Consider the following 20,316-nt stretch of genomic DNA (forward strand, 5'->3'; position numbering starts at 1 on the left):
GCGCGGCCTAGACTGATAAGGCGAAACTTCGCACTCTGTGTAACGGAACTGACATGCGCCTGACGATTCTGATCAACGGTTCCGATCCCACCGTCAATCACGACTACGCTGTGCTGTGGCTCGATACCGATGAGCATCGGTGGTCGAGGGAAGCGCATCAAGGGATCGATCTCCCCCCGTGGGGCGAGCTCCACGACGCGGACGGCGTCACCACCCTGTGCGCGCCCAGCGCCGACGCGCCGCTGTGCACCTTGCGCGGCCTGCATGTGGACCGCAAGCAGCGCGTCAGCTCGGCGGAAGGTTCGGCCGCGTGGACGTGCGTGCCGGCACATGCACCTGCAACCGGTTACTGGCGGCTGCAGGCTGTCGACCGTCAGCCGGTTCATGCGGAACACCGCGTCTTCGATAACTAGCCGCGAAGCTGGGGCGCTATTGCGCCCCATTGCTCAACACCCGCTTCGGGCTTCGGACTTGGGCTTCAGGTCTCGCACAAGGAGTACGCGCGAGGCGCTATCCTTTTGCCGCCGCTCCTGCGGTGACGGAGCCGGATAGCGGCTTGATCTGCGCAATCACCACCAGAACAACGGTTGCGTTGGCGGGCAGTTGCGAATGCGAAAACGCCGATCTCGCGTGACCCGCCTTGTCCCCCAATACGGCAGCGAACAGTTCTGACGCCGCGTCGATGATTGCCGGCTGGTCGTAGAATCCGTCGACGCTACTCACATGACCTTCGACACGCACAATATGGTCGAGACGGTCGAATCCGCCCAAATGCGCATTTATCTGCGCCAGCACGTTCAGCGCTGCGATTTCGGCGGCGTCTTTGCCGTCGTCGACGGTTTGCTCGTCCCCAACGCGTCCGGTAAAGATGACTTTTCCATCCACCAGCGGCACTTGCCCCGAGATGAACAACTGGTTGCCTGCCTCGCTAACAGCGGTGTAAGAGCCGAGCGGTTTGGGCGGAGTGGGCAAGACTAATCCCAGTTCGGCAAGTTTATCTTCTACGGTCATTCTGTTCTCCTGGTCAAAGTGGAGGCGGTAACTGCCCACTCTTTTCCAAAGGTGGCAGCGCAACCGCGCGTTGAACCCACTCTAGCCCTCGCACCCCAGCGGATAAATATCAGCCGCGCAATTCATCCGTGACGTCATGTAAAGGTTGGCTGCGTCTTTCGGCATTGGCTTTGCACTCGCAGACGCATGCCTGAAGCGCGACTGCAACGTGGATTAGATGCGCAGCGACGCCGTAGCTTCCCGAGTCTCGTCGAACAGACGTTCGACGAGTGCCGCAGCAGGCAAGGAGCGCGCGAGCGCTGCGGCCTGGCCTCCCCATTGCGCGCCGTACCCGAACTCACCTTTTGCTTTTGCCGCAGCGTGCAGTGCTTTGCCCGCGTCATAGGCAATCGGATAGTCAGGCACAGGCGGGCTATCGGGAGCCTCGCCTAGCTCCGTAAAGCGATTCACCATGCTCCGGGCGACTCTGCCTGAGATAGCCGACGTGAATGTCGTGTGATGCGCTGGCTCGCCGAGCAGCGCACGGCGATAACCCTCGTCAATGGATGTTTCCGGGCATGCGACAAAAGCCGTACCGAGTTGCGCGGCCTGGGCGCCGAGCGCAAGAGCCGCCGCAATCCCTGCTCCATCCATGATCCCGCCGGCGGCAATGACCGGCAGTTTGAACTGACGGACAAGCAGGCGGGTCAATGCCATCGTCCCCAGTCTCTCGTCGAGCGCATGAGGGTCGAACACACCTCGGTGACCGCCCGCCTCTATCCCCTGGGCAATGATGCCGTGCAGGCCCGCATCTGCAATTGCGCGTGCTTCGGCAACACTCGTTGCATTACCGAGCAAAACGATTCCCGCGTCGCGCAAGGCCGCTATCGCTTCGGGCGAAGGGAGTCCGAAGTGAAAACTGACAACGGCAGGCCGCTCGCGAAGAAGCATGTCGAGCATGTCCGCGTCCACGACAAAACTCGTATAAATCTCCTTCAGCGCCGCCGGGGGTGTCACACCGAACTCCGCGAAACGCGGCGCTAACCAGTCAAGCCATTGCCTTTCGCGTTCTGTGTCTGACACGGCTGGTGCGTGACAGAAAAGGTTGATGTTGAAGGGCTTCCCGGTGAGCGCCCGTGTCTGCGCGATAGCCGAGCGCGCTCCGTCCGCGTTCATGGCTCCCACACCCAGGGAGCCAAGGCCGCCTGCGTTCGACACGGCCGCAGCGAGTGACGGCGTACTCACGCCAGCCATAGGCGCCTGAATGATGGGCTTTTCGATACCCAGCAATTCAAGCAGTTCGTTCGTGTAGCGAGCATCTGTCATTTGACATCTCCTGACGACTACTTTCTCAGCTTTTCAACGAGAAAATCCATGAAGCTTCGGACCCGCGAGGACAGGTGGCGGCTGTGCGGGTAAAGAAGGATGAACGGCCGCGTGCATCCACCGTATTCACGCAGCACCTCAACCAGCGCGCCGCTTTCAAGATCGCGCTGCACGACAAAGCGATACGTCTGAAAGAGACCGGCCCCATTGCGCGCGAGTGTCACGCCGGCAAGCACGTCTCCGGACGTGCCGTAGCCACTTTTTGTGGCGATTTCAGTCACCTCGTCCTGGTGCCTGAACTGCCATAACAGACCGCGTCCACTGCTCGCCAGTTCGAACTGGATGCATTCGTGATGCGCGAGCTGTTCCGGCGTTTCGGGTGTACCGGCGCGCTGCAGATAGCCAGGCGTTGCGACTATCACGAGCTCGGCGTCTTCGAGCTTGCGGGCAATCAGCGACGAGTCAGTAGGCGCGCGGCCACGGATAGCGAGGTCAAAGCCTTCGTCGGCGAAGTCGATGTTCCTGTTGCTGAGATGAGTTTCCACCTGGACCAATGGATAGCGCTCACGAAACTCGGCTAGCAGAGGAAGAACACGGTAGTGACCGTAGGGTGTCGGCATGCTGATGCGCAGAACGCCCGATGGCGCAGTTTGCTGCCCCGTTGCCTCCCGCTCCGCCTCGGCGAGCTGGGTGAGCGCATCGCGGCATTGCTCGAAGTAACGGCGCCCCGAATCCGTCAAGCGAATCTGGCGTGTGGTCCTGACAAACAGGCGCACGCTGAGCCTCTCCTCCAGGCGCGCCACGGACCGGCTGACTGCCGCAGGGGTCACGCCCGCGGAGTTCGCGGCAGCCGTAAAGCTTCCGGTCTCGGCCGCCAGACAGAACAGCTCAATGCTGCCCAACAACAGGTCATCAAACTGACGTTGCATGGTTTAGCGCCTGATAGTGGTTCGGAATGGAAGAGTCCGGACCCGGAGACTTTAATACGGTTCAATCAAGTGGGTATCTCAGCGCTCATGGTCCTCAAACGAGACTGCGGCGTCAACGAGGGACGGCGCAAGGCTATTTTTACATGGCGGAACAAATCGCTGGCAAAGCGTGCGGCGTCTGGATTCATCAGGCCAAGCCGCCAATCGCGCACATCCCTCGCGTGGACCCGGTAATCTAGCCGAGCCGCTCTAGCTAATCCGCACCAGTGCGGCGCTCGCAGCCGCGACGCTTACCGTCACGCTTTGACCGGAAACCGCGAGCGTCTGCTGCGCGGCTCCCTGCCACGCGCCGCTCAGCGCTACAGGCGCGCCGCCTAACGTAATCGCAGACCCACCGTTGTAGATACCGGTATTGGCGAGTTGCGCCGTCGCGCTCGATCCGGATGACGTCAGCGTCGTGACCGTCGCCTGCGTGGCGTTCTTGCCGACGGAAATCGTCACGTTCGCGGCATTCGCGGTGTCCTTGTTGTTGAGCACCACATACGTTGCACCGTTGCTCGCGCCGACCGCAAACGCACTCAATGCGACACCGCTAACGGTGAGCGTGCTGCCAAGGAGCGTGCCGGTCGCGTCGCCGGCAAAGATCTGCGAAACGAAAGCGAGCGCGTAATAGAGCGGTTGAACGGCGGTGACTGTGCCGTTGGAATCGCCAATTGCCGTATAGCTCGCAATCGTCCCGTTGTTATGGAAATTCAGTCCGCTCGCCCCCCATCGCGCATGGGTGAAGATAAAGTCGATCGCCCATAGTGCGGCGGCAAACGCATTGCTCACGCCCGCCGGATTCCTGCTTGCGAAGTACGAGTTGCACTCGCTGATGCGGTAAGGCACCGAGTCCTTCTGCGAGGCCGCCTGCAGGTTCTGCAATGCGGTCACGAGATTCGTGTCCGGATAGGTCAGCATGCCGGCAATCGACGGCGTGGCCGAACTGTAGTTGCTGATGTAGTAGTGCTCAGTCATCAGCGCGATACCGCCAGCCTCGCTGACGGCGAAATTCTCTGCCCACGACGTGGTGTCGTCCGACGCCGCGGGTCCGCTCAGGACGGCGCCGCTGACCGCCCCTCGGATCGCACTCGCGAACTGATTCCAGCCGGAGATCGTTCCTTGCGAGACCGTGCCGCCATTCAGGAAAATGCTGTAGGTCATGCCGGCGAGGCCGGGCGTATTGCTGTTGCCGTAGAGATTAGGCTCGTTGCCGATCTCGAAGGCGAGCAGCTGGCTGCCGAGCTGTTGCGAGACGTACATGGCCTCAGACGCCGCCAGCGCAGGAGAAGCAGACGAGCCTTCCGCGCCCGCGAAGTTGATAGCGTAGATCACGCTCCACTTCGGGCATTGCTTGATGAAGTTCGCAAAATTCGCGACGTCGTTTTGCGCCACCTGGCCGCTCGTTTGCCCTGCACCGGCCGGCGTCCACGTGATCCGGTCCACGCTGTTCGCGCCGATTCTCAGCACACCGCCGCCGAGCGCATTGAGCAGCCCGATCAGGCTCGCGTTGTTCGGGCCGAAATATACGCCGGGCGACGTATTGATGTGGCTCTTCTCGAAGCTCAGGCTGGCAAACCGCGGGTCAAGCGTCGCGCTGCCGGCAACCTGCTGTTGCTGAACGTTCAGCGTCGCCGCCACGCCAGCCGCATTTGCAGCAGGCGTCGTGGGACCGCTCGCGCTCGACGAGTCGCCTGCCGCGCCTGAGCCTCCTCCGCCACCACATCCTGCGATGAATGCCGCGCCCGCGATCGCCGTCAGGCGCAAAAACTGCCTCCGGCCGATAGGCGACGCAACCGCGTGCCGCTGCGCCGCGTGCCGATATTTCGAATGATTTTCCAAAGCAAGCCCCTGAGCCAGTCCGATATATTCACTGCAATTGCTGACGTTCCTTGCTATGCGCCTACGACCGCCACGCCTTAAACGGGCTAAGGCAGCGTTTTCCGTCGCTGTCAGGTTTGCGGTTCTATATCTCGCTTATGCTCGGAGGCTGAACGGGTTCACGAGGCAGGTTGACCCGGCTGTGTACCCGCCCCTCGGACTTGCCAGAACAACCAGTCCTGCGCGGCCGGTAAATGCCCGCGCAATGTGCGCTCCACGGCGGCAGCGTGCGGCAGGGGACCGTACACATGTTCAGCCTGGAGCATCAACGGCAGGTAATCCTCATAGGCGACACCCTGAATGTCCTTGTAAGGCCAACTGGACGGGTTGGTCACATACGGCGTCAGATATTCCAGTGCGCTACGCAATGCCGGCCGCGCGGCATCCGGATAGAACCAGACGTCCACTCCGGCCTGCTCGCCATAGCGCGCGAGGCGAAACAATGCCTGCAGATTGAACGTGCTGTAATGGTATGCACGGGTACGTACGAGCTCCAGCGGTTGACGGCCGTCCGAAGCGATCTGCGCGCCCAGCCGCTTGTCGAGCGCCTGGGCGATGACTTTATGCGCCAGCGCCTTGTCACCGGTGAAGAGTGCGTAGTTCGCAACCTGCTCGTCGAAATACGATCCATGATTGTTAGGCGCGGCCGCTTCGTCATGACCGCCCTTGCTTGTCATCAGCCATTGCGTATAGTCGGCGAACCATTGCCGCAAACCCGCGAGGTCCGCCGCGCTCAGTTCGCCAGACGGCGTGATCAGGCCGATCGCATCGACCACCTGCCAGAAGTGGCGTGTGTCGATGATTCCGGTGCCACGGCCATCGGCCACCCCCATCACGGCCTGCGCATACTTCATGTTCGGATTCATGCGCGTCGCTGGATCGAGAAACCACGTGCGCAATAGCAGGGCGGCATGTTGTGCATACCGCGCGTCGCCGGAAAAGTAATAGCCGATGCCCAGGGTGCCCACAGCGTCCGAGAAATTGTCTATTCGCTTCGAGTCGGTATCGTTGTCTTTGGTCGACGGGTTGATCCGGCCATCGCGACGCACGTATGGCAGGCCGTCTGCTTTGCCCGGATCGGGCCACCAGTAAGGCGCCATGCTGAGATAGTCGTGCTTGTCCCCACTCGGCGGCTTTACGCCCTTTTCGGTAACGGTGAACGGAGCGGTGGAAAGCGCTTTGTCAGCGCTATGTAGAAGACCGCGATATGCAGGAAGAAGCTGCGGATCGCCCGCCTGAACCCGGCGCTTCGCATCCTCCAGCTGTTGCGCATCGAGCGTATAAACCAGTGGCCCGGCTGCCGTGCCCGCATAAGCCTCGTCAGCCATAACCAGCGTATGAGTCGTGCACAGGAAAAACAGAAAAGTAAAGCGGATCATCACAGGCGTACCTCGAAAATTGAACGTTGTGGGAACATTAGCTACCGCTCGAACGGACATACCACCTCTTTACCGCCAACTAATCGGCCTTTTTCGCGCGAGCCGGGCACTGCGGCTGATCCACAGCGAGCGATGCTTTCTACCCCCTGAAGTCAACACGCAATCTACTGAACGTCAAAGGCCGCCATGGAACTCCGGCATCTCCGCTATTTCATCGCCGTCGCTGAACTGCGCAGTGTACGCGCCGCGTCCGAACAACTACATGTAACGCAGCCGGCAATCTCGCGGCAAATCCAGGACCTCGAAGACGCGATTGGCGCGGCGCTGTTCGAACGCACGCCGCGTGGTCTCAGGCTTACGGACGCCGGCGTGGCCTACCTGTCCGAAGCGCGCGACATCCTCGCGAGAGTCGATGCCGCCAATCGTCTCGCACGCCGGATCGCGTCCGGCGTACAAGGCGCCTTGCGTATCGGTTTCGTCGAGAACGCGGCCTGGAGCGGTGTCGTCTCGCGCGCATTGAGCGCGTTCGAGCAGGCCGCGCCACGCGTCTCGCTCGAACTGCAACCGATGAACACGCCGGAGCAGCTCGAAGCGATCGCCGCGGGGCGGCTCGACGGCGGCTTCTGCTATCGCGTCGGTATCTCGCCCGAAGGCCTTGCGAGCGTGCCCGTGCTCGAGCAGAACGTCGTGCTGGCCGTGCCCGAAGCGTGGGCCCTCGGCAAGGAGGGACCGGTCGCCGCCCGGGAACTGGCGGACACGCCGTTCATCGCGTTTCCCCGCCGCATCTATCCCGCGTACTACGATCGCCTGCTGTCGGCCTGCGCCGAACGCGGTCTCACGCTCGACATCCGCCAGGAGGCCTCCACCGAAACGGCCATCCTCTCGCTCGTGTCCGCCGGCATGGGCGCCGCCATCGTGAATGCCGCCAACCGCGACCGACCGCCGGCGCGCGTGCGTTTCGTCGCGCTGCAGGACGTGTCGGTGCCGTTGCCGCTCGAGTTCTGCTACGCGGCCAACGGCACGAACGCGGCGCTGGAACGGTTCGTCGAGCAACTGAAATAGCGGCAGTTGCCCGCCTTGCGGGCTTGTCGCTGACGTCAGGCAGCGGTGCCAGGCGATGCCTTCAAGGCATCGCCTGCGGCAGAAAACGGCATTGGCCGGTCCGATTTCTGTCGACGATAGTAAAGCCACCGGGACGCCGTCCCGCTCTTTACTGATCGCACCATGTCCTCTCTTCCATCGCTTATCGCCACTGACGTGGATTTCGAGCGCACCGGTTTCCAGACCGGTGCGCTGCGGCTACCGTGGTCCCACGACCGCTCCGCCTACGGTCACATCCCGATCCCGCTCGCCGTGCTCAATGCGGGTGCCGGCACCGGTCCAACGGTTCTTCTGACCGGCGGCAACCACGGTGACGAATACGAGGGCCCCGTCGCGCTGATGAAGCTGATGCAGCGCCTGCCCTCGATGAAAATCCATGGACGCCTGATTGTGATTCCCGGGCTGAATTTCCCGGCGTTCATCAACGGCTCGCGCACGTCCCCGATCGACCGGGGCAATCTGAACCGCCTGTTCCCGGGTGTGCGCAACGGTCAGCCAACGGAAATGATCGCGCACTACGTCGAAACGGAGCTGCTGCCGCGTGCCGACATCGTGATCGATCTTCACGCAGGCGGTGCTTCGTTCGACCACCTGCCGACGCTGCTCGCCTCACCGCCGGCGCAAGGCGAGCGGCGCGCGCTCTACCTCGATCTGGTGCGCGAGTTCGGCTCACCGAACACGATGATCATGGATCTGCTCGGCGAGGACCGTACCATCGCGGCGGCAGCCGAGCGGCACGGCAAGCTTTTCCTGTGCGGCGAATTCGGCGGTCACGCAGGCTGCGACGCGGCCAACCTCGCGATCGTCGAAAGCGGTTTGCAGCGCGTGCTGCACCGGCTCGGCGTGACACCCGAGCCGTATCCGTCGCCTGCGGGCGAGACGCGCATGCTGCGCGTGGCGGGCGCGCGCCACTACGTCTATGCGCCGCTTGCGGGCGTATTCGAACCCACGTTCGCGCTCGGCGACCAGGTTCTGGAAGATCAACTGGCAGGGCGTCTCTTCGATCCGCACCAGCCGTGGAAAGCGCCGCTTGAGATTCGCTTTCGCGGCGATGGCACGGTGATGTGCATGCGCACATTTGCCCGCGTCGAACCCGGCGACTGCATTGCACTGCTGGCCGCGCACAGCGACGCGATCTGAACTCACAACGACAGCAACGATCGCCGCCACATGCGCGGCGACTCTTGATCCGGAGACACTGTATGAGCGCCCATCCCCCGTTGACACAGCCGGCCGAGCCGCCGCATGCGGGGCTTGCCGCAAGCGGCGTTCGGCATCCCGGCTACGTCGTGCTGCTGTTCTTCGTCTGCTTCGCGTTCTCGTATCTGGACCGCCAGATCGTCAGCATTCTCGTGCAGCCGATCAAGCAGTCGCTCGCGCTAACGGATACGCAGATCGGCCTGCTGCAAGGCTTTTCATTCACGCTGTGCTACGCGACGGCGGGGGTTTTCGTCGCACGCCTTGTCGACCGAACCAATCGCGTGAAGCTGATCGCCGTATGCATCGCGATCTGGGCGATATCGACGACGCTGTGCGGATTCGCGACCAACTTCTCCGAACTGCTGGTCGCCCGCGCAGGGACCGCGATCGCCGAGGCGGCTTTGAGTCCCGCCGCGCTATCGATCTTCGGCGATATCTTCGCGCCGCGCCGTGTTGCGCGTGCCAGCAGCGTATTCATGCTCGGGCCGTACGTCGGCGGTGGTGTCGCGCTGTTCGGCGGCGGCATGCTGCTGTCCGCGGCGCACGGCGCCGGCGGCACGTGGCTCGCGATGCACGGCGTGGCGCCGTGGCAGCCGGTGTTCGTGGTGGTTGGATTGCCCGGGCTCGTGCTCGCCGCGCTGGTCGCTTTCACGGTTCGCGAGCCGGTCCGTCTGGAAACACCCGCTCATGCGACGCAGGCGAAAGACGAGATGCCGTCGCTGCGCGAAGTGATGGCCGAACTGTTCGTGCACAATCGCTTCTGTCTGCCCTACTTCGCCGCGTACGTCGCCTTGATCACGCTGTTCTACTCGCATGCTGCCTGGTTTCCGACATTGCTGATGCGCCATTTCCATCTCGCACCGAAGACGGTCGGCCAGACGGCCGCGCCCGCCTACATGATCGGCGGCATGCTTGGCGTAACCTGTGCAGGCGTGCTCGCGGCTCGCGTCACCGACGACACGACCTTGCGCAAGGTGCTCGGATTCTCCGCCTGCGCGGTTGCGGCGCTGGTTCCAGCCGCGATTGCGATGCCGCTCGTTAGCAGCAGCACCGCTGCAATCGTGCTCTACGGGATGTGTGCGTTCGGCGCGAGCATCGCGATGGGGCTTGCGCCGGTGCCGTTGCAGATCGCCGTGCCGAACCGGATGCGCGGCCGTTCGCTCGCGCTGCTCGTGTTCATGACCAACACGATCAGCGGTGGCGTGGGTCCGCTCGCGGTCGGCTACCTGAACGAACGGCTCGCGCCCGCCGGTACGAGCCTGGGCGTCGCCCTTGCGCTGGTGGGCGGTGTATCCGCGCTGGCCAGTGCCGTGCTCTACGCCGTGGCAACCCGGCGCGTGCAGGATGCGCGCCGGCTCGCCACGGCCTGAGCGGCGCAAATCATTTTCGACCAGGAATAGCCTCACCATGAACAACGCTTCCATTACCTACCGGGTCGGCGACGCCACCATCACCCGCGTCGACGAGACCGCGTTCGCACTCGCGCCCGACGTCCTGTTCCCCGACTGGAACGCCGCCGATGGCCGTGCGCTCGAAGAACACCTGGCCACCGCCAGCCTGGATCTCGTAAACCGGCGCGTGCCGCTGAAAACGCATTTATGGGTCGTGCAGATCGACGGCCTGACAGTCGTTGTCGATACCGCAATCGGCAACGGTAAAAAGCGCCCGTTCAGCGCGCTGTTCGACCGGCTCGACAACCCGGTGCTCGAACGTTTCGAAGCCGCGGGCTTCTGGCGCGAGCAGATCGACTATGTGCTGCTCACCCATCTGCACGTCGATCACGTCGGATGGAATACACATTGGCAGGACGACCGGTGGGCGCCGGTGTTCCCCAACGCTACCTATGTATTCAGCCAGCGCGAGCGCGATTACTTCGCCACGCCGGCCGGTGAAGCGCGGCGCATGGTGTTCGAGGACAGCGTGCTGCCCGTCATCGAGGCGCAGCAGGCTCGTGTTGTGGCGGACGTGGAAGAGGAAATCGCCGAGGGCATCCGGTTTCTTCCATCACCGGGCCATAGCATCGGGCACATGGCGATCGAGATTCGCTCGCGTGGGGAAACCGCGCTGTTCTCCGGCGACGTGATGCATAGCCCGCTGCAAGTCTATCGCCCGCAATGGAGTTCGATGTTCTGCCTCGACCCGGCGCTGGCGCGCACCTCGCGAACGTGGCTGCTTGAGCGCGCGGCGAGAACCGGTGCGACGGTGTTCGCCGCGCACTTTCCGGAAACCTCCGCGGGGACGGTGCACGAGCGCGCGAGCGGCTTCGAATGGCGGTATTCGTGACAAACACCGAGCGGCATTTTTCGGTAAAGCGGCCTCTACTCTTCTGGCGCAACCGAAGTCTATTGAAGCCTGTTTGACGGCATACCCTTGCCGGCCTCCTTCATGCTCACCTTGTTCACCAACAGCACAGCTGCTGTATTTCCGAAAAGATTGATAGCGGTCCGCCCCATGTCCATGAAAACATCGACGCCGGCAATGATCGCGATCGCCTCCACCGGCATGCCGATCGCGGTGAGTACCGTTGCCATCGCAACCAGGCTGCCCGAAGGAACATTGGCAATTCCCTTACTGGCAACAACGGTCGTGACAAGCACGGTCCACAAGGCCGCTGGCGATAAGTGCATGCCATAGGCATCCGCAAGGAAAGTTGTGGCCAGCGCAATGTACATCGCCGATCCATCCATATTGAAGCTATAGCCAAGGGGCAAAACGACGGCACTGATCCGGGTAGGAACACCCAGTTTCTCAAGACTTTCCATGTGCGAGGGAAATGCCACTTCAGAAGACCGGGACACAAACGCAAGCGCAACTGGCTCCATCACCCTTCGTAAAACCGCGAACGGGTTGTACCCGATCGCCAGCATGACGAGACAAAAGATGACCACGAGGATCAGCAACGCGAAGTACATTGTTCCCACCAGCTTCAGAAGCCCTAAGAGCACGCTGGTTCCTTGCGATGCGAATACCCACGACATGATCCCGAATACCGCGACGGGCGTCAGTGCCGTGATCCAGCCTGTCATGCGGAAAATAGCCGATAGAAGTGCTTCCATAAACCCGATTACGCGTTCCGCGCCAGTTCCGACACCCGCCAGAGCAATGCCGAGCAGGATGGCAAAGACAAGCGTAGGGAGAACCTTCTGGTTTGCCATGGCTGCAAACAGGTTCGAGGGAATCAGGTCAAGAAGGTAGTGAACCCAGTCGAACGATGTCGCGAGGTTTGGCGGTACGCTCCCGGTTGGCGCCAGCCCCGCACCTTCCCCCATATGAAAAATCTGATGTATAGCCAGCGCCACCGCGATAGAGACGATAGTCGCAACGAGAAACCACAGCGCGGCAACGCCGGCCACGCGTCCGAGCTGACGCATGTCACTGCCCATGCGATAGGCTCCCAGCGTGACCGACGAGAAAACAAGTGGAATCACGACCATCTTTATTGCTTCTATGAAGAGCAGGCCTAGCGGATTCAGCAATTTGGCGAACTCCGGCCACTTAAGGCCAACCAGCGCACCGAGCAGCAACGCAAGAACTGTTTGCAGAGGCAACGAGGATGCGCCTTTGCGTAGCCCAACCGTAATTGCACTCATGGTGACCCTCCTTACATCCAGTATGATTCGTAATACTGATTAATTTGACCCCGATGCCGGAAAATTGAAGCCAGAATTTCCTGCACGGGGACCGGTCACCCCCAGGACGGACGCCGAACTTACCCCACCAGGCTTCCGATCAGCTCCAGCGCCGCTTCCGCGCGTTCGAGATTGTCAACTTCTGCGCCTTGCAAAGGTGCACGCGCGACCCCCACCGGATACCCCACAAACTCCATGGCGTCCTTTAATGGGCCGGGGTGGTTAGCGGTGTATAACGCGTTGACGAGCGGCAGCAACGCGTAATGCGCTTCGCGCGCTGTGTCGATATCGCCCTGCTTTACCGCGTCAAAGAGCTTGCGGTGCAACGCTGGAACCAGATTGGACGTCATGAAAATTCCACCTGGGCTTCCCAGCAGGAAGGTCGGAAAACCAAGATCGTCATCCCCGGACAGGATGGCAATGCGATCACCAATGGCCTTGATTTTTGCGGAGACGATGGCGAGGTCGCGCTCGCACTCCTTTAGCGCAACGATGGACTCAATGGTCGCGAGTTTCTCAAGAATCGGAATATCGAGGTTAAGGCCAGTACGGCCGGTGTTGTTATAGGCGACGATCGGCAGCGATGTTGCATCTGCAACGCGTGCGAAATGTTCGTAGACGCCGGCTGGACTCGCCTTGATGTAGTAGGACGGCAGCACCAGCACCGCACTCGCGCCCGCTTTCTCCGCGTAACGCACCGTGTCCTGAACCTCGCGGGTCCCCGGAGCCAGTGCGCCGGCCAGCACCGGCACACGGTTGGCAGCCTGGTCAATGGCGACCTCAATGACGCGTTGGCGTTCGGACGGCGTCAAACTGACGAATTCGCCGCTGCCCCCGACAACCAGCAGACCGTGTATGCCCGATTCGATCTGAAAATCGACGATCTTGCGAAACGACGGTTCATCAAACTCGTCATTGCGGGTAAATGGCGTAACGATGGCGGTATAGATGCCATCCGGTGTGTATTTCATGACTTCCTCTCTAGCATGCCCGACACTCTGACGATCGGGCTGGTTGGCGGCTATCAGCGGCTATTCGCAAGTGACAGCACGGAAAGGTCTTGCGATAGCTCGCGAAACAGGCACTCGGCGATCCAATAGTTGCCGTAGGGCATGATGTCCTCCTGCGGGAATCTGCCCAACCTCGGCTTCCCAGGCTCGACATGTCGCATGCGCCCCCATGTACCGTGAAGTACGGTTCCGCTATCAGTGACGAAGTTGTCAAGAAGCACCGCTAGCGTGTTGCGGGCCACGTTCCGATAGCGTTCGGCTCGCTCCTCACGCCATTGCGCGAGTCGCAGGAGCTGCGCTGTCCCGATCAATGCAGCACACGAATCGTAGGGGAGCTGATTGCGGTCGGGATCGTGATAGTCATAGCGCGGCACCCATCCTTCGGGGGCGTTATCGACGTACCAGTCAGCCGCGCGAGTCGCCGCCTCCAGATAACGCTCTTCGCGGCTGGCCTCGTAGCCGTGCGCATATCCGAGCATCGCCCACGCCTGCCCGCGCGCCCACACGCTCTCGTTGTTCCAGCCCTGCAGACTAAAGCGGCCCGTCACCTTCCGCGTCTCCGGGTCAAGCGAGGCTGCGTGACATGCGGATCCATCCGGCCTGACCAGACCCACATCAAGAACAGTGTCGAGGTGACGATACGGCAGCACGGCGCGGCTCTGATCCCATTGAGACGCCCAAAGCATGGACGGAAGATTGAGACCGGTGTCGATGACGATACGATCTGCACCCGCAATCTGCAGAAACGCATTGGCCTTTCTGTCAAAGATGTTGGCAAAATTCTGGCCGCCCGCACACACCCATAGCTTCAGTTTCTCCTGCCCCGTGAGCAGATAGCCGAACGTCAGCGCGTAGTACATGTCGATGCCGGTAGACGAGAAGACGGTCGGATAGCGCGCCAATACCGGACCGATCCGCTCGGTGATCTGCATTGCGGCATCACCGTATTTCTGCTCGCGCGTCAGCGCAAACAGTAGCCACAGGCGCCCGGCGAGAAATCCCGCCCATTGAAAATTCGCCCAGCTATCCCACACGTATTCGCTATCCCAGCTGTACCCTCCGGTCATATAGTTCAATCGCGGGACACCGGGCGAATTTCTCTGCTCTTTACATAGAGCATCGGCGCCAGTGCAAAGCTTCGCGAGTCCTTGCTGCAGGAGTTGACGATATTGACTGTCGTTAGTTGTACTCATTTTCCTGACGCCTCTGATACATGATGGGGTTCATGAACTGAAAAAGCTCCGTTAAATCATGACTTGCCGGATTGATACACGATTCGCTCGAGAGCGCCGCGCACGTGAGCGGAAGCCAGCGACTCAGCAAGCTGTACATCGCGCCGCTCAATCGCATCGATGATTGCCAGATGCTCTTTATGGATTTCCTCCGCGCGGCGCCGCGTAACCGTAGCGATACCGGCCCTCATGACGAGCTGGATCTTGTTGCACAGATTCTGCAGCAGCAGGTTGAGCTCGTCCGACGCCGCCACCTCGGCGATAGCCATGTGAAAGGCAATTCCCGGCACGACTGCATCAAGATTGCCGCCGTCTTCAATCGCAATCGTATGCAGATTCAACGCTTCCGCGTTCGCGCGCAGGTCCGCGATGAGCTGCACCGTTGCTTTCTCAGCCGCCCAGCGCGCCGCAATGCCTTCCAGGGCGGCACGAATCGTATAGATCTGCCGGATCTCCTCTGCCGAAGGCTTGCGGACCGTGACCGCCTTGTTGAGCCTGCCAACGACAAGGCCCTCGTTTTCCAGCGTGATCAGCGCCTCGCGAATCGGCGAACGGCTCATCGAAAGCTGCTCGGAAAGCGTCTTTTCGTAGATGGGCTCGCCAGGCTTCAGTGAACCGTCGAGAATCGCGTTCCGCAAGATATCTGCGACCGTGCTGCCAAGCGCGGCGCGTGAAGGGGGTGCAAAAGACATTTTTCTCCAGTTGCCTGTCTCGTGTCGACACTTCATAAATTATGTCGACACTAAGGTCGAGTCAAGCCCAATGTCGATAAACCGAGTAAACCCTGGTCTACGAGACCTTCCGCTTGAAGAGCCCATATAAACGGCCAACAAAGACATAAATTGCAAAGACTTCGCACACGGCCAGGCGTTAAGTGCGGTAGCACACAGAAGCTCGCAATTTGCGGACGTACCGTGTTGCAACAACGATTGAGCGGCGCCTCAGCTCAACGTCTCCCGCTATACAAGCCGCACAGGGGCGATGATGGATCCGGACGACTTGCAATACCGCGCACGAACGAGGTACGCAGCCTCCCGGGCGCAAGCTGAATCGTGAACACGCCGATCGATTCCCTGCAGGTCGGCATGCGCCGCCCACTGGCGCGGCCCGATGGTCTTGAGCGGATGCTCCAGACCCTGGCCGCGGCGTTGCCTCGCCAGGGCGTCAACGTGCGCGACCCAGGCGCCGCCACGCCGGCCTCGCTCGCCTCATCCAGCACGGTGCTGCAGACCTTGGCCAATGCGCCCGCCAGTTTCGCGCGGCTGCTGCGGCGCACCTCCGCACAGCCCGGCACGCTCGAACCCGAGCGCAAACCCGATGTGGTCGCGCTGCACTTCGCGCCGCAGGCCGCGCCGATCATCGGCAAATTCGGCAAGGTGCCGCGCGTCGTTCACTTTCATGGCTCGTGGGTCGACGAACACCGCACCGACCGCGGCGCCGCTTTAGTCGGCCCCTTGCGCTATGGTCTCGAGCGAATGGTGTATCACGGCGGCACACGCCATATCGTGCTGTCGCGCGAGTCGGGCGATGTTCTGCATATGCGCTACCGCGTCCCGGAGGAGCGGATTCGCGTGGTGCCCGGATGCGTCGATACCTCGCGCTTCGCTCTGCGCGTCACCAGGAAGCAGGCGCGCAAGCGTCTCGCGATACCGCAAGACCGGCCGGTGCTGCTGTGCGCACGGCCGCTTATCCCAGGCATGGGGCTCGACGATCTGATCGACGCGATCTTCATGGTCAAGCTGGCGGTGCCCGACGTGTTTCTGGTTATCGTCGGCACCGGGCCGGAGCAGGAGTTGCTGTACGCCCGCATCGTCGCACGCAATCTGGAGGACCAGGTGCGGCTTGCGGGCTTCGTCTCCGACGATGCGTTACCGCAGTACTACCGCGCCGCCGATCTGACGATCGTGCCCACCGTCGTCATGAAAGACTGCGGGCTGACCGCGATCGAATCGCTCGCCACCGGCACTCCGGTTCTGGTCACGGCCGAAGGTGGCTCGGCCGAGGCGGTGGCGCCGCTATCGGATCATCTCGTGATCGCGTCCGGCGGCTACCGGGAGCTCGGCAGCGGCATTGCCGATGCACTGCTCGGCGTGCGCGTGATGCCGAGCGCCGACGCTTGCCGCCGTTACGCGCGCAAACATTTCGATCATTCGGTGGTCGCAGCGCAGATCGCCGACGTCTACCGCGATGCGATAGAGACGTACTGAATCGCACGGCAATTCGCCATTCACATTTCTTAAGGAAAACTTAAATCGTCATATCGACGATGCTTGAACACGCCTCCACGTTTCTTGAGAAGCGTATGTATCCGCCGTTACGTTTTGTCACCAGAACAGCGTCAACTCCTGTGATCCGGCTAGCGTTAAACCGGCAGCGCTGAACCTTTTCAGCCGCCACACAAGGAGTTAAATCATGAAGAAGATTTTCGCTGCTCTCGCTTCTGCCCTGCTCGTTTCGACGGCCTTCGCACAGACTGCTGCACCCACTGCTGCACCGGCGACGTCAGGCGATCAACAAACTCAAGCGGCTGGCCAGGCCAACCTCAAGGCTGGCGGCGCCACTTCCACCGACGCAGCGAAGACCGACGCAACGGCCAAGCAAGCCAGCACGGGTGCTGAGAAAACCGAGGCCAAAGTCAAGGCCAAGAAGACCGCGAGCGGAACGTCCCACGTACAAAAGGCCAAGGCTCAAAAGGTCAGCAAGAAGAAGCACGCCGCCGTTGCCAGCGCTGAAAAGACCAAAGCAAGCGGGGAAGCCGGCAAGGAGGCCAGCACCGCGCCGGTCAAGACCGACGGCGCAAAGACCGACACCACCCAGACCAACTAAGGTGATCGGTTATCGACATAATCCGGCCACGGGGTCTTAACAGTCGAAGCCGAATATGCCGTTGGGAAAGGCGAGTCTGCGGACTCGCCTTTTTTTATCTGCTTGCCATGCGAGCGGGCTTAAAGCGACGCACGTCTGGGTCCATCTGGATAGGCAAGCGCCATTAATTTATCGACGTCGGCTATTTCGATTTCCGCATACCGCAGTTGCAACGCACCCTGCGTTTCGAACTGCTTAAGAATCTGATTGATCGTTTGCCGCGACAATGCCAGCATCATCGCGAGATCTTCCTGTGGCACCTTCAACACGCGCCGCAACACACCCGGCTCGCCGAGGCCGCTCGCCATCAGCAGCAAGCGGCGTGCGACGCGCTGCGCCGCGGGCAATAACGCGGCCTCCTCGATCGCATCGAAAGCAAGACGCAGCTTTTGCGTGAGCAGCAGCCCGAACGGATGCCAATACTGCGGCGTGCGTTCGAGCAGCGCCGCCAGTTCCGCGCGCGGAATATGAAACAGCACGGAGTCGCGCTCGGCGTAGGCGTCGTGCGTGCGCTCGCGGCCGTCGAACAAGGCAATCTCGCCGAACCAGTTGACCGGTTCAATCACGGCGAGCAGCGCCTCCTTGCCGGCAAGACTCGCCGCGCCAAACCGCATGAGGCCATTGAGTACGCAATAGAGTCCGTCGTCGGGATCGCCGCGCATGAAGAGCCGCTCGCCTGCCTGCAAGCGCTCCACGCGGCCGAGTTCGATCAGTTGCGCCTGCAACGCCTCGGGCGCCGCACGAAACCACGCATTGCGTTCGAGCGCCGCGAGCGGGTCATTTGGGGACAAAGGCAAACTCATAGGCTGGCACCGTGCTGAACTGGAGTACGGAGATTGTCGGCTACCCGAATGTTTCAAATCCGTTTGAGCGCGATTATGATGACTTTAATCGAGGAGCGGCACCCATGAGAACGCTGACCCAGCAATTGACCCAGTACGCGGCCTACCACCGCGACCGGCGCAACATCGCCACGCATTTTGTCGGCATTCCGATGATCGTGGTGGCGCTCGCGGTGCTGTTGAGCCGCCCTGCATGGACGATCGCCGCGCTGCCGTGGCCGCTTTCCCCGGCGTGGGTGCTGTTTGTGGGCGCTACGCTCTACTACCTTGTGCTCGATGTGCCGCTCGGCCTCATGATGGTGGTCTTCTCGGCAGTCTGCCTCGCCTGCGGCCAATGGCTCGCCGCACAATCCACAATCACCTGGCTGGCCTCTGGCATTGGCCTGTTCGTGGTCGGCTGGGTGTTTCAGTTTGTCGGCCACATGGCCTACGAGCATCGCAAGCCGGCCTTCGTCGACGATCTCGTCGGCTTTCTGATCGGCCCGCTGTTCGTGCTGGTCGAAATGTTATTCGGTTTTGGCTGGCGCCCTGCCCTGCGTGAAGCAATCGAAGCCGAAGTGGGGGCAACGCGGATTACTCCGGATCGCGCGACGGCGGCGCATCACGGGCGCTGATGAGTCCAGCGCTGCAGGCAAGATCAACCGCACGAACCGTCCTCCACCGGCGTAAGCCTTGGCCGGCGCGATAGCGAGGTTCGTGCGCTTCAGCGCGGCGCGAAGCGCACCAGCCGCACGCCATGCAACGCCGTCAATCCCACCGCCAGCCAGATCGGCACATACGTGGCGAGTTGCTGCGCAGTCAACGCCTCGCCCAGCAGCGTGACCGACACCAGAACCAGCAAGACCGGCTCCACGTAGCCGAGAATGCCGAACAGCGCCATCGGCAACAGCCGGCTCGCCTTCAGATACGACGCCAGCGCAACCGTACTCAGCGCGCCGAGGCCCGGCAGCCACAGGAAGATCAGATCGAGGCGCCCCGCCACCATCGCGAGCGAGCCGCCAATCACCACTTGTGCAATCGCGAACGGCAGCAGCAGCGCCATTTCCAGCGCGAACGCCGTCAGCGAGTCCGCGTTGATCTTGCGGCGCAGCACGAAGTACGGCGGATAGCCGAGCGCGACCAGCAGCGTCGGCCATGAAAACGCCCCCGTCACCCAGACTTCATGCACGACGCCCACCGCCGCGCAGGCCACCGCGAGCCACTGCAAACCGTCGATCCGTTCACGGTAGTAGAAGCGGCCCACTAACACCATCGTCAGCGGCAACAGGAAATAACCGAGCGAGACCTCCAGCATGCGGCCATGCAACGGCGCCCACAGAAACACCCAAAGCTGCGCGCCGAGCATCGCCGCGCTGGCCACAAGCGCAAGGCCGATGCGCGGTTCGCCGAGGGCTCGTGCCAGCAGTTGCCGCAAGAGCGGCAAGCGCCGCCGCAGGGCAATCAGCAACAGCGCGCCGGGGACGGTCCAGACCACGCGCCACGCGAAAATATCGAGTCCACTCAAAGGGGCGAGCAGTCTGACGTAGACCGACATCAGCGCAAACAACGTCGAGGCGGCAACCGACAGCGCGATGCCCCGTCCCGGTTCGTAAGTGTTCATCAGATGGATGCCCTCACGCGGGCGGACGTGGCACGCGCCAAGCAAGGCGACGCGGCACAGTGTATTGTCATTGGAAAATCTGTCTCTCAAGCACGCCACGCCTCACGAGGTGGCGCGGCTAATCGCGATTCGTTTCAATTTGATGTTGCTCGTGAAGCAAGCCGGCATTCTAGACGGGTTGCCGGCACGACGCGGCGGCATCGCGCAATTAGTCCGTGCGCGACGGCCTTCGATGAACTAGAACATAACTTCACGCGTGCGCACGAAGGTGCTCATGATGCCGCTTGCCGCAA

Annotated in this window: 19 protein-coding genes; 8 read left to right on the forward strand and 11 right to left on the reverse strand. The window is 61.7% G+C overall.

What is annotated here, in order from left to right; translation table 11 throughout:
- Window positions 1-53 precede the first annotated feature (53 nt).
- The gene (locus tag FFS45_RS24365; protein WP_137957190.1) at window positions 54-413 is read left to right on the forward strand and encodes a DUF3564 domain-containing protein; all 360 of its coding nucleotides are present in this window, start codon (window positions 54-56) and stop codon (window positions 411-413) included.
- Between the two features lie 97 nt (window positions 414-510).
- Here the strand turns inward: FFS45_RS24365 and FFS45_RS24370 are convergent, their stop codons facing one another.
- From FFS45_RS24370 to FFS45_RS24390, 5 genes are all read right to left on the reverse strand, one after another.
- Entirely contained in the window at window positions 511-1,011 is a 501-nt protein-coding gene (locus FFS45_RS24370) for a RidA family protein (RefSeq protein WP_137957237.1), read from the reverse strand.
- A 213-nt stretch (window positions 1,012-1,224) separates the two neighbouring features.
- Window positions 1,225-2,316 (reverse strand): nitronate monooxygenase, encoded by a 1,092-nt coding sequence (locus tag FFS45_RS24375; RefSeq protein WP_137957191.1) that lies wholly within the window; start codon window positions 2,314-2,316, stop codon window positions 1,225-1,227.
- Window positions 2,317-2,333: 17 nt separating this feature from the next.
- A complete protein-coding gene (locus tag FFS45_RS24380) occupies window positions 2,334-3,245 on the reverse strand; it encodes a LysR family transcriptional regulator (RefSeq protein WP_137957192.1) in 912 nt (303 codons plus the stop codon).
- 249 nt (window positions 3,246-3,494) lie between these two features.
- Window positions 3,495-5,051, reverse strand: a complete 1,557-nt coding sequence (locus FFS45_RS24385) for a hypothetical protein (RefSeq protein ID WP_137957193.1) — start codon at window positions 5,049-5,051, stop codon at window positions 3,495-3,497.
- Window positions 5,052-5,284: 233 nt separating this feature from the next.
- On the reverse strand, window positions 5,285-6,544 hold the full coding sequence (locus FFS45_RS24390) for an alginate lyase family protein (protein WP_171029731.1): 1,260 nt from the start codon (window positions 6,542-6,544) through the stop codon (window positions 5,285-5,287).
- 186 nt (window positions 6,545-6,730) lie between these two features.
- Between FFS45_RS24390 and FFS45_RS24395 the strand changes: the two genes are divergently transcribed.
- The 4 genes from FFS45_RS24395 to FFS45_RS24410 all read left to right on the forward strand — a co-directional run bounded on the left by FFS45_RS24395 (window position 6,731) and on the right by FFS45_RS24410 (window position 11,128).
- Complete coding sequence (locus FFS45_RS24395) at window positions 6,731-7,606, forward strand: LysR family transcriptional regulator (protein ID WP_137957195.1); 876 nt, start codon at window positions 6,731-6,733, stop codon at window positions 7,604-7,606.
- Window positions 7,607-7,768: 162 nt separating this feature from the next.
- Complete coding sequence (locus FFS45_RS24400) at window positions 7,769-8,785, forward strand: succinylglutamate desuccinylase/aspartoacylase family protein (RefSeq protein ID WP_137957196.1); 1,017 nt, start codon at window positions 7,769-7,771, stop codon at window positions 8,783-8,785.
- A gap of 62 nt (window positions 8,786-8,847) precedes the next feature.
- Entirely contained in the window at window positions 8,848-10,215 is a 1,368-nt protein-coding gene (locus tag FFS45_RS24405; RefSeq protein ID WP_137957197.1) for an MFS transporter, read from the forward strand.
- Between the two features lie 37 nt (window positions 10,216-10,252).
- Complete coding sequence (locus FFS45_RS24410) at window positions 10,253-11,128, forward strand: MBL fold metallo-hydrolase (protein ID WP_137957198.1); 876 nt, start codon at window positions 10,253-10,255, stop codon at window positions 11,126-11,128.
- A gap of 59 nt (window positions 11,129-11,187) precedes the next feature.
- Here the strand turns inward: FFS45_RS24410 and FFS45_RS24415 are convergent, their stop codons facing one another.
- From FFS45_RS24415 to FFS45_RS24430, 4 genes are all read right to left on the reverse strand, one after another.
- Window positions 11,188-12,435 (reverse strand): dicarboxylate/amino acid:cation symporter, encoded by a 1,248-nt coding sequence (locus tag FFS45_RS24415; protein WP_137957199.1) that lies wholly within the window; start codon window positions 12,433-12,435, stop codon window positions 11,188-11,190.
- A 119-nt stretch (window positions 12,436-12,554) separates the two neighbouring features.
- A complete protein-coding gene (gene dapA, locus FFS45_RS24420) occupies window positions 12,555-13,445 on the reverse strand; it encodes a 4-hydroxy-tetrahydrodipicolinate synthase (RefSeq protein WP_137957200.1) in 891 nt (296 codons plus the stop codon).
- 53 nt (window positions 13,446-13,498) lie between these two features.
- Window positions 13,499-14,560, reverse strand: a complete 1,062-nt coding sequence (locus FFS45_RS24425) for a hypothetical protein (RefSeq protein WP_137957201.1) — start codon at window positions 14,558-14,560, stop codon at window positions 13,499-13,501.
- Window positions 14,561-14,733: 173 nt separating this feature from the next.
- Window positions 14,734-15,408 (reverse strand): GntR family transcriptional regulator, encoded by a 675-nt coding sequence (locus FFS45_RS24430; protein ID WP_171029732.1) that lies wholly within the window; start codon window positions 15,406-15,408, stop codon window positions 14,734-14,736.
- 360 nt (window positions 15,409-15,768) lie between these two features.
- On the opposite strand from FFS45_RS24430, the gene FFS45_RS24435 reads away from it, so the two are divergent.
- Together FFS45_RS24435 and FFS45_RS24440 are read left to right on the forward strand one after the other, a co-directional pair.
- Window positions 15,769-16,923 carry a glycosyltransferase family 4 protein gene (locus FFS45_RS24435; protein WP_249362908.1) on the forward strand — a complete coding sequence of 385 codons (1,155 nt, stop codon included), beginning with the start codon at window positions 15,769-15,771 and terminating at the stop codon, window positions 16,921-16,923.
- 205 nt (window positions 16,924-17,128) lie between these two features.
- Window positions 17,129-17,542 carry a hypothetical protein gene (locus FFS45_RS24440; protein ID WP_137957204.1) on the forward strand — a complete coding sequence of 138 codons (414 nt, stop codon included), beginning with the start codon at window positions 17,129-17,131 and terminating at the stop codon, window positions 17,540-17,542.
- Window positions 17,543-17,661: 119 nt separating this feature from the next.
- Here FFS45_RS24440 and FFS45_RS24445 read toward each other — a convergent pair whose 3' ends face one another.
- Complete coding sequence (locus FFS45_RS24445; RefSeq protein ID WP_137957205.1) at window positions 17,662-18,384, reverse strand: Crp/Fnr family transcriptional regulator; 723 nt, start codon at window positions 18,382-18,384, stop codon at window positions 17,662-17,664.
- Between the two features lie 104 nt (window positions 18,385-18,488).
- Here FFS45_RS24445 and FFS45_RS24450 point away from each other — a divergent pair, with 104 nt between their 5' ends.
- The gene (locus FFS45_RS24450; RefSeq protein ID WP_137957206.1) at window positions 18,489-19,037 is read left to right on the forward strand and encodes an Mpo1-like protein; all 549 of its coding nucleotides are present in this window, start codon (window positions 18,489-18,491) and stop codon (window positions 19,035-19,037) included.
- A gap of 89 nt (window positions 19,038-19,126) precedes the next feature.
- Here the strand turns inward: FFS45_RS24450 and rarD are convergent, their stop codons facing one another.
- Window positions 19,127-20,023, reverse strand: coding sequence for an EamA family transporter RarD (gene rarD / locus FFS45_RS24455; RefSeq protein WP_137957207.1), 897 nt, complete (start codon window positions 20,021-20,023; stop codon window positions 19,127-19,129).
- Window positions 20,024-20,316: the final 293 nt, after the last annotated feature.

Origin of the sequence: Burkholderia sp. 4M9327F10, assembly GCF_005503145.1 — a bacterium.
In the GTDB taxonomy this organism is placed as follows: domain Bacteria; phylum Pseudomonadota; class Gammaproteobacteria; order Burkholderiales; family Burkholderiaceae; genus Paraburkholderia.